General features: G+C 41.3%; 8 protein-coding genes. 2 read left to right on the forward strand and 6 right to left on the reverse strand.

The window, feature by feature from the left end; genetic code table 11:
* Nucleotides 1–362: 362 nt before the first annotated feature.
* The 6 genes from IQ242_RS11675 to IQ242_RS11700 form a co-directional block, all read right to left on the reverse strand.
* On the reverse strand, nucleotides 363–668 hold the full coding sequence (locus IQ242_RS11675) for a MafI family immunity protein (protein WP_072926983.1): 306 nt from the start codon (nucleotides 666–668) through the stop codon (nucleotides 363–365).
* A gap of 83 nt (nucleotides 669–751) precedes the next feature.
* Nucleotides 752–1,153, reverse strand: coding sequence for a hypothetical protein (locus tag IQ242_RS11680; RefSeq protein ID WP_072926982.1), 402 nt, complete (start codon nucleotides 1,151–1,153; stop codon nucleotides 752–754).
* A gap of 14 nt (nucleotides 1,154–1,167) precedes the next feature.
* Nucleotides 1,168–1,941, reverse strand: a complete 774-nt coding sequence (locus IQ242_RS11685; protein WP_081417898.1) for a pre-toxin TG domain-containing protein — start codon at nucleotides 1,939–1,941, stop codon at nucleotides 1,168–1,170.
* Between the two features lie 11 nt (nucleotides 1,942–1,952).
* Complete coding sequence (locus tag IQ242_RS11690) at nucleotides 1,953–3,065, reverse strand: hypothetical protein (RefSeq protein WP_193960090.1); 1,113 nt, start codon at nucleotides 3,063–3,065, stop codon at nucleotides 1,953–1,955.
* On the reverse strand, nucleotides 3,055–3,693 hold the full coding sequence (locus IQ242_RS11695) for a DUF6789 family protein (RefSeq protein ID WP_193960091.1): 639 nt from the start codon (nucleotides 3,691–3,693) through the stop codon (nucleotides 3,055–3,057). The genes IQ242_RS11690 and IQ242_RS11695 overlap by 11 nt, the downstream gene beginning before the upstream one ends.
* A gap of 176 nt (nucleotides 3,694–3,869) precedes the next feature.
* Nucleotides 3,870–5,081, reverse strand: a complete 1,212-nt coding sequence (locus IQ242_RS11700; protein WP_193960092.1) for a hypothetical protein — start codon at nucleotides 5,079–5,081, stop codon at nucleotides 3,870–3,872.
* Between the two features lie 371 nt (nucleotides 5,082–5,452).
* On the opposite strand from IQ242_RS11700, the gene IQ242_RS11705 reads away from it, so the two are divergent.
* Nucleotides 5,453–6,052, forward strand: coding sequence for a peroxiredoxin (locus IQ242_RS11705; protein ID WP_193958300.1), 600 nt, complete (start codon nucleotides 5,453–5,455; stop codon nucleotides 6,050–6,052).
* A gap of 167 nt (nucleotides 6,053–6,219) precedes the next feature.
* Nucleotides 6,220–7,479 carry an OFA family MFS transporter gene (locus tag IQ242_RS11710; RefSeq protein WP_193960093.1) on the forward strand — a complete coding sequence of 420 codons (1,260 nt, stop codon included), beginning with the start codon at nucleotides 6,220–6,222 and terminating at the stop codon, nucleotides 7,477–7,479.
* Nucleotides 7,480–7,537 lie beyond the last annotated feature (58 nt).

The raw sequence follows: 7,537 nt of genomic DNA on the forward strand, positions 1-7,537 counted from the left end.
GTCACATCATCCACTTTATCAACAGCCTTAGTGGCTACCAACTGTTGATTCTTCATTATTATACCTCTCCAGAAAAGATTTTTGATAAGCTCTTAGTAAAGGCTTCATCTCTTATTTTGACAATTATGGTTCTTCGGTTTGTTTTATGCAATGGACGGGGTTATAAGGAATGAAACCTTTATAGAGAGAGACATTGCCGCAATTTTTGTCAATTGTTTGCGATCTGGAGCGAACTAATCAATTAAATCTTTTGCCAGATAAGGATTGAGTCGATTTATGCCCCCAAATCGAACCATACCAAGTCCCGAAGAGCCACAATTATTATTATTGGAGAGGTGTATTTAGTAGGGTCAGTCCATTACTTATCTCGTTGGGAAGGGAACCGTTATTAGAACTTGAGGCTTTAAAATCTCCCATACAGAATTTTTTAGATCTAGAGAAGAGCTAATTTCTTGAATTAAGCTGTATGCTGTTGCAGAAATAGGTAGTTCATCTTCGTATAAGATGTCACACAAAGTCTCAATCGCTAATCTCCACTCACCTGCATTAATATAGGAGCGAACAAACTCTATCTGAGTTTCTTGCATCACTTCATTCGTAAGAAGAATAACTTCATTAAGCTTGCTTTTATTGAGTTTGTAAGATGTTTTGAAAAGACGATTTTGCATAATTGAGTTTTCGGGAAGTTTTAGGGGAATTGTTGGGTTTCCTTGTGTCAACTCAACCTACTAACTTGATACTTTGGGTTTGACTAATTCCACAGAAAAAGTTTGGGATCAGATGTTTTATATGAGCCCAGCACGTCGCTTGGTAGCAGGTTCCCTTTACCTAGTACATCGACCGAAGATCCATCTTGAATAATGATCTTGAATTGAGGCTGATCATTAACTAGGATTGCTGCCTCTAAATCGATTACCTGACCATCTTCTGTTAAGATAGCCAAAAAGTCGGGATAGGGCAAGTACAGTTTCTCTTCATCGTTTAGTTGCAAGGTTAATTTTCCACCCCATTTCCCTGTCGCATCTAATTCTAAGATCTGCCATTGACTATCTTTATAAGTTTTTCCAAGATAATCTGCAATTAGAGCTACTCTATCCTCAAGACGTTCTTCAGAAGCTTGGCTCAAAGTAATTGCCCATAAACTGGTTTTCATTGATCAATCCTCCCTTACAGTGGTTCTGGTTTTTTACTTCGACTTGGAGTGCCTCCTGTAGGATTAGGCAACCATCGATGCTGATGCGGCGGCGGAAGATGGTCAGGTCGAGGCGTACCATTTGGAAAAGTTGGACTGGTAAAGTCAATGTCTCTCACGGGCTGCCCTTTGTTATCAAATTCCCGTCCCTGATAAACTCGTTGGTTAACATTATCCCATCTTAAGAGGGTATGCGCTCCTTGTGCCTGAGGATCAGGCTTTGCTTCACCCAACCGAGGTGGTTCCTGTCCCTTGTAGACAGGAGTTCCATCTCTATAACGCGAATGTACACCCTTAGCAGCATCACCCACTTCATTAACAGCTTTAGCCTTTTCCTCCATTTTACCAGCAGCCTTAGCACTATCACCAATTTCTTCACCCACTTTAGCAGCATCACTAACTTTATCAGCAGCCTTAGCACTATCGCTAATCTTATCAACAGCCTTAGCAGCAGTTCTAGCTCCCTTGCCACCCGGTACAAGATTCAATGCTCTTTGCCACCAAGCCAACTTATCACCAGTTAAAATATCTCTACCTGTAATTGCCTCAAGTAAGCCTTTCCAATAGCCAATAGGAGAAAAATCAAGCAATAAACTCAACAAAAGAGCAATTAAAGCAGCCGCTAGAGCCGCTAACTTGGATTGCTGATAACAATCTTGAAGTCCACTACAGTTATGAGCCATTGCTGGCTCTGAATAAAAGATCAGAACTACAGAAAAAACTAATAGGACAAGAGTGCTTTTTTTCATTAGGGATTCCTCTATTCTAATGCTTTTTGTTTTGGGTTAGGCATCAGTAGAGCAAAAATCATAATTCCGACCATTGTAGAAATCACGATTGATATAAAAGAATCACCTCTCCACATTAGTTCGATAATCATTGAAGCCAAAAAATAACTCAACCATGTCGCAGCAATTAGACGCAGTAAAATAGGAAAACGATTAACTATATTTGCCCATCCGATTAACTTTTTAGGTGTACTATCTCGAAGTAACATTACTCCGGTAATAGATAATCCTAGAATGATTGCCTCAAACCAGTTAGATAACATTCCTGAAAGCATTGCAGTAGAACAAATAGCTTTGATAAATACTCCAATTACAGGGGGTAGAGAATTATTAGGCATCTTCCTACTGAGGAGAACCTCTCGAAGTTTTTCCCCTCGCTCCTTTACTTGGGAATCTGATGAACTTTTGAACTCCAAGAAAATTCTCACAGCACCTAATATTCCTGCCAATAAAGCTAACATTTGCCCATTATATTGAAGAGGTTGAATTGCCGCTACCGGTGGTGTAATACCTTGCCATGTATATACCGGACGAATCAATATCGGTACTGCCTGTGTCCAGACAAATACGAGGGTACTTTGTATTAATGCTTGGAGTAATCCCTCTGTGACTAAGCCAATTGTTCCTAAAGTCTTGAGACGAGGAACTGTTTGCAAACGTAACCCTTGACTTGTTAGGGGTATTGATATTAAGAGAATCGATAAAAGAGCATAAGAGAGTAGCAAAGGAATCTGAACGACAAAAAAAGTCTGAAATATATTGCCTATTTTTGGGTGTTGAAACAGAAAAAAATCACCGAAGGCATAACCGACAAGAAGATGGCTTCCAAGTCCAGTTCCAAAACTGCTGATTGCCATCAAAAGTGCCATCACAGCAATCGAAAAGGTAAAAGTTTCCCCAGGAGCAAAATGAAACCAACCTATTAGTAAACCTAACATAAGTGAGATAACAGGGGCATAAGCGGCAACTTTTGACCAGTGTGTCAGGTAGATTCCATCAGCTAGAATAACAGACAGAAATCCAGAAACTCTACTAGCTGCTATAGGTAAATCACGCCACCAAAAATTAATTAACTTAGTTTCCATAACTTCCCCCAATATTAATTTTTAAAAACCTATTGCAGAATAAACCTAAAACAGATCCATATACCAAATGTCCAGAAATTGAAACAATAGTAAATTCTTGCATCACCGCTTGTAGGTGAAGCCAAGATGGATAAATACTGAACATAGCAATTTCCAGGCACATTGCCCAGGCAATGCCCCACTTCCAGTTTCGATTACCAAATAAAAAACAGTAGGCTACTGCAAATAAGATTCCATTGAGTAGATGATATAAAATTCCCCAAATTAAGACAGCAGATTCGGAAGAATTAGCACCTATAATTAGCTGTCCAAAGACAGGAATTGCCTTAAATGGATTGAGAGGAATATTAAATAATTTGACAATTAATAGTCTTGATAGGTCATAAGCACCTGTAGCAATAACACCGGCGGACATACCAGTTATAGCTTTAGCTCGAATGATCTTACGTTCAGTATGCGAGGAACGTAGCCATTTTGAAACAGCTAAAAACCCAGCAAAAGCTCCTAAATAAATAAGTATCGTTGCCAGAGATGCGTCAGTTATAACTGAAACCACTAAAGCTGCACCACTAGCCATTGAAGCGGCTCCAAGAACAAATTGTGGTTTTAAGTGTATTTGCTGGTTCATTGATGCAACTTTGGTAAATGTTCAGTCCAGTCGGGTGAATTAGCAAAGTATAATCCACTAACCAGCATTATAAGACAATAGCCATCGATGATTCAATAGGTTGTGCTGGCAATTAGTTCGGTAATAGAAGATCGGCGATCACACTAATTCGTCAGACAAGAGGTTAAGGTCAGAGGTTATAAAGAACGATCACCATATAAAGCCTCCAAAAGTTCCGATTGAGAAATATACCTATAACCGTCCCTTAAATTAGGTGAATATCCATATTGTTTTGAGACATCAGGTGAATAATAAAAATCATAGGATATACCCCAACTATCATGGCAAATCCCCCAATATAATTCATATTCAGGTATGGCAACCATACTAACGAAAGTACCTGGTCCAAGATATTCAAGACGCATATCAGAATTTTGAGACTTATCGGTATTATCAAGGGGATTGGAATAAACCATCCAAGGGTTTTGTGTTGAACATTGAATCCACACTTTTCGTCTTTCTCGATATTCTTGCTGTCCTTGCTCTTTTCTTAGTAATCTTTTCTGAATTTCATATATTGTCCTTGGAGAACCTTCTAGATTATCCCTTTTGAATACTCTAATACTATCAATCCATTCCTCCGCATAAAAATTTATCCCTTGTCGTGTAAATTCACCTTTATATAATAGTCTAGGAAGTCCAAGCTTAGCTTTGGCTTGTTTTTCTAATTCTAGTAAACCTCGTTCACCTTCTGGCGAAGGATTGAATAGGCAGCTATTACCGTTGTTCGGCTTCCAAATCTTGTGATACTCTCGCCATCCCAACTTTTTATAAGTGTCCACATCCCATGTTATATGCAATCCACTAAAATCACCTTTACCTATAAATTTACCTATAGACGTAAAGAAATAGGAATCCGTCGCATTGGAACCATAGGCATCGGGTGTTCCGGCTGCTGGTCCATGGGTGATTAATCTACCATTCTCATCGTAAGTACATTGCTGACCTGGCCTTAATGGGTATAAATCCTTCCTTCCTTCCGGTCGATATTCCTCAGGGGCAACAGAGCGATAAAAACCTTTAGCTCCCGGATGATTACCCACAACCTCTTCATGTGCAAGCTCGCCCAGTCCTGCTGGTGTCAATGGATAGGATTTTGCGTTAATAATCCTTTGTTGAATAATCTCGTCTTCAGTACAAGGACAAGCAAAGAGTTTATCTTGCCAACCCGGATAATCTTCTTGTAGTCTGCGTACTACTTCTTCGGGTTGCAAATCTATAGGTTCTTTTTTGGCGATTTGATTGGATATAATGATACTCACAGTTGTGATCACTGGTACTCCGACCAACAAAGATAGAATTAGCTTCGAAGCATGGCTAACTAAAAATCCTTTAAGATAACTGAACATTGCCAAAATCCTCAATTTTCATAGGTTCGTTACTGCAAGCTAACGGCTGAATTGATCGGCAGCAAATCGTCTCTAATGGTCAATTCTAACCCAAAATATCACATCTGTCCGCTCCAATGATGTGTTACCTATTATCACTCCGTCAGGCGATCGCATAAATCCTTGATCAGCATGGTGTGTTGTTTCCAGTACACAGCTTTTATTTATTCTCCCCCGCAACGCGCACGAAGTGGCCTCCCTATCTCCCCACTAGCCACCCGAACACCCAACTAACGGCTGACTACTCAAAATCGTTATGACTATGATATATTTGTTAAGGAATGTAAAAATAGTTGCATTTTCCCAGAAACTAGATTAAGGAGATTAAAAGTATGACCGCCGAAGGTTGCTTAAGAGTCGGACAAGCGGCACCGGATTTCACCGCGACCGCCGTTTTCGATCAAGAGTTCAAAACCATCAAATTGTCGGATTATCGGGGTAAATACGTCGTTTTATTCTTCTATCCCCTCGATTTTACCTTTGTTTGCCCCACGGAAATTACCGCTTTCAGCGATCGAGTTAGCGAATTTGTCAGCATCAACACCGAGATTTTAGGGGTGTCCGTCGATAGCGAATTTGCTCACCTAGCATGGATTCAAACCGAGAGAAAATCCGGCGGTGTCGGTGATGTGGCCTATCCTTTGGTGTCGGATCTGAAAAAAGAAATCAGCACCGCTTACAATGTTCTTGACCCAGATGCGGGGGTATCCCTGCGCGGTCTCTTTATCATCGATAAAGAAGGTGTTATCCAACACGCTACTATTAATAATCTTTCCTTTGGTCGCAGTGTCGATGAAACCCTCCGCACTCTGAAAGCGATTCAATACGTCCAATCCCACCCGGATGAAGTTTGTCCCGCCGGTTGGCAAGAAGGCGATGCTACCATGGTTCCAGACCCTGTGAAGTCGAAAGTTTACTTCGCGGCAGTTTAGTTAAAGTTCGTCAGAAGTCCCTCAGCTATAGATGGGGAGAGACTTTTAAAGGGGTGAATTATTTCACCCCTTATTTTAATCGGAAAATTTTCGGGAAAATTTTCCCTATTAGCCATAATCTCATCTAGAATACTGGCCAGCAAGTCTAGAAAGAGTCACGGCGATCTATGACTACCAGTAATTATGATTCCGAGTTGACAGTTTTGGGATTACCCGCAGCCAAAGGTAGATGGTTATTAATACCTCTAGGAATGGGCGTTTTACTCTGTTTAGGGACGGTGTACTCTTGGAGTATCTTTAGAAAACCCCTAGAAACAGAATTAAATCTCAGCGCCACGGAAAGCCTATTACCCTACACTGTGGCCCTAGTATTTTATGCCGCTTCTATGCCGATCGCTGGTTTTTTTATCCCCCGGGTAGGTACTCGCAGGATGACGGCTATCGGCGGAATTATCGTCGGTTTAGGCTATATTCTCGCTAGTTTTGCCTCTCAGATCCAGACAATTATTCTTACCTACGGAGTCATTGCCGGCACGGGAGTCGGCATCGCTTACGGTGTTCCCATGGCAGTGGTGGCGCGCTGGTTTCCCGACAAAAAAGGTTTAGCGGTGGGTTTAACTATCATCGGATTTGGCCTTTCTCCCCTGATTACCGCACCTTTAGCCAATCGATTGATCAATGAATATAGCGTTAGACCAAGTTTAAGATTTTTGGGGATTATCTTTACAATAATTATTGTGATGATTGCCCTCGCCATGAAGTTACCCCCCCAAGACTGGCAACCTCCCGCCAATTTAGCTAATCGAAAATCCGACTTTCCAGCCAATTATCCGGTGAATATGCTGAAAAGTCGCTCATTTTATGGCTTATGGCTTTGCTATGCTATTGGTGCTTTAATTGGCTTGAGTGCTATCGGTATTTCTAGTCCTGTCGCTGAGGAAATTATTCAGATCGAGCCGGGGTTAGCCGCTAGTAGTGTGGCTCTATTTGCTTTGTTTAATGGTATTAGTCGTCCTTTGTTCGGTTGGTTAAGCGATCGCTGGAAACCCCATTATCTAGCGATCGGGGCCTATACACTCATTTTGATCGGTTGCCTGTTGATGGTCAAGGCCGAAAAAGGGGCGGTTACTAGCTATCTAGTGGCTTTTTGTCTATTTTGGTTTTGTTTAGGGGGATGGTTAGCCCTAGCTCCCGCTACCACTCTCCACTTCTTCAATCCTGACCACTACGCCCAAAATTACGGTATTGTTTTTACTGCCTACGGTGTTGGTGCTTTGATCGGAACTTTAGTAACCGGTAGAATTCGCGATTGGTTCGGTACTTACACTTATGCTTTTTATGCCATGGCTGTATTGGCAATACTGGGCATTTTTCTCGCTAGTGCCTTACTGAAAAGAGAGCGATCACATTTATCAAATCCTAGCTAGGGTCTGCTGAAAAAGTTTTTCGGTGGTGGCAGGGTGTGGGGTGTGGGGTGTGGGGTGT

Origin of the sequence: Microcystis sp. LEGE 08355 (assembly GCF_015207185.1) — a bacterium.
GTDB lineage: Bacteria > Cyanobacteriota > Cyanobacteriia > Cyanobacteriales > Microcystaceae > Microcystis > Microcystis panniformis.

What these genes read in the sequence shown, in the direction of transcription:
- IQ242_RS11705 (WP_193958300.1), top strand. Translation starts at nt 5,453, where the DNA reads ATGACCGCCGAAGGTTGCTTAAGAGTCGGACAAGCGGCACCGGATTTC.
- IQ242_RS11675 (WP_072926983.1), bottom strand. Translation starts at nt 668, where the DNA reads ATGCAAAATCGTCTTTTCAAAACATCTTACAAACTCAATAAAAGCAAG.
- IQ242_RS11710 (WP_193960093.1), top strand. Translation starts at nt 6,220, where the DNA reads ATGACTACCAGTAATTATGATTCCGAGTTGACAGTTTTGGGATTACCC.
- IQ242_RS11680 (WP_072926982.1), bottom strand. Translation starts at nt 1,153, where the DNA reads ATGAAAACCAGTTTATGGGCAATTACTTTGAGCCAAGCTTCTGAAGAA.
- IQ242_RS11700 (WP_193960092.1), bottom strand. Translation starts at nt 5,081, where the DNA reads ATGTTCAGTTATCTTAAAGGATTTTTAGTTAGCCATGCTTCGAAGCTA.
- IQ242_RS11695 (WP_193960091.1), bottom strand. Translation starts at nt 3,693, where the DNA reads ATGAACCAGCAAATACACTTAAAACCACAATTTGTTCTTGGAGCCGCT.
- IQ242_RS11690 (WP_193960090.1), bottom strand. Translation starts at nt 3,065, where the DNA reads ATGGAAACTAAGTTAATTAATTTTTGGTGGCGTGATTTACCTATAGCA.
- IQ242_RS11685 (WP_081417898.1), bottom strand. Translation starts at nt 1,941, where the DNA reads ATGAAAAAAAGCACTCTTGTCCTATTAGTTTTTTCTGTAGTTCTGATC.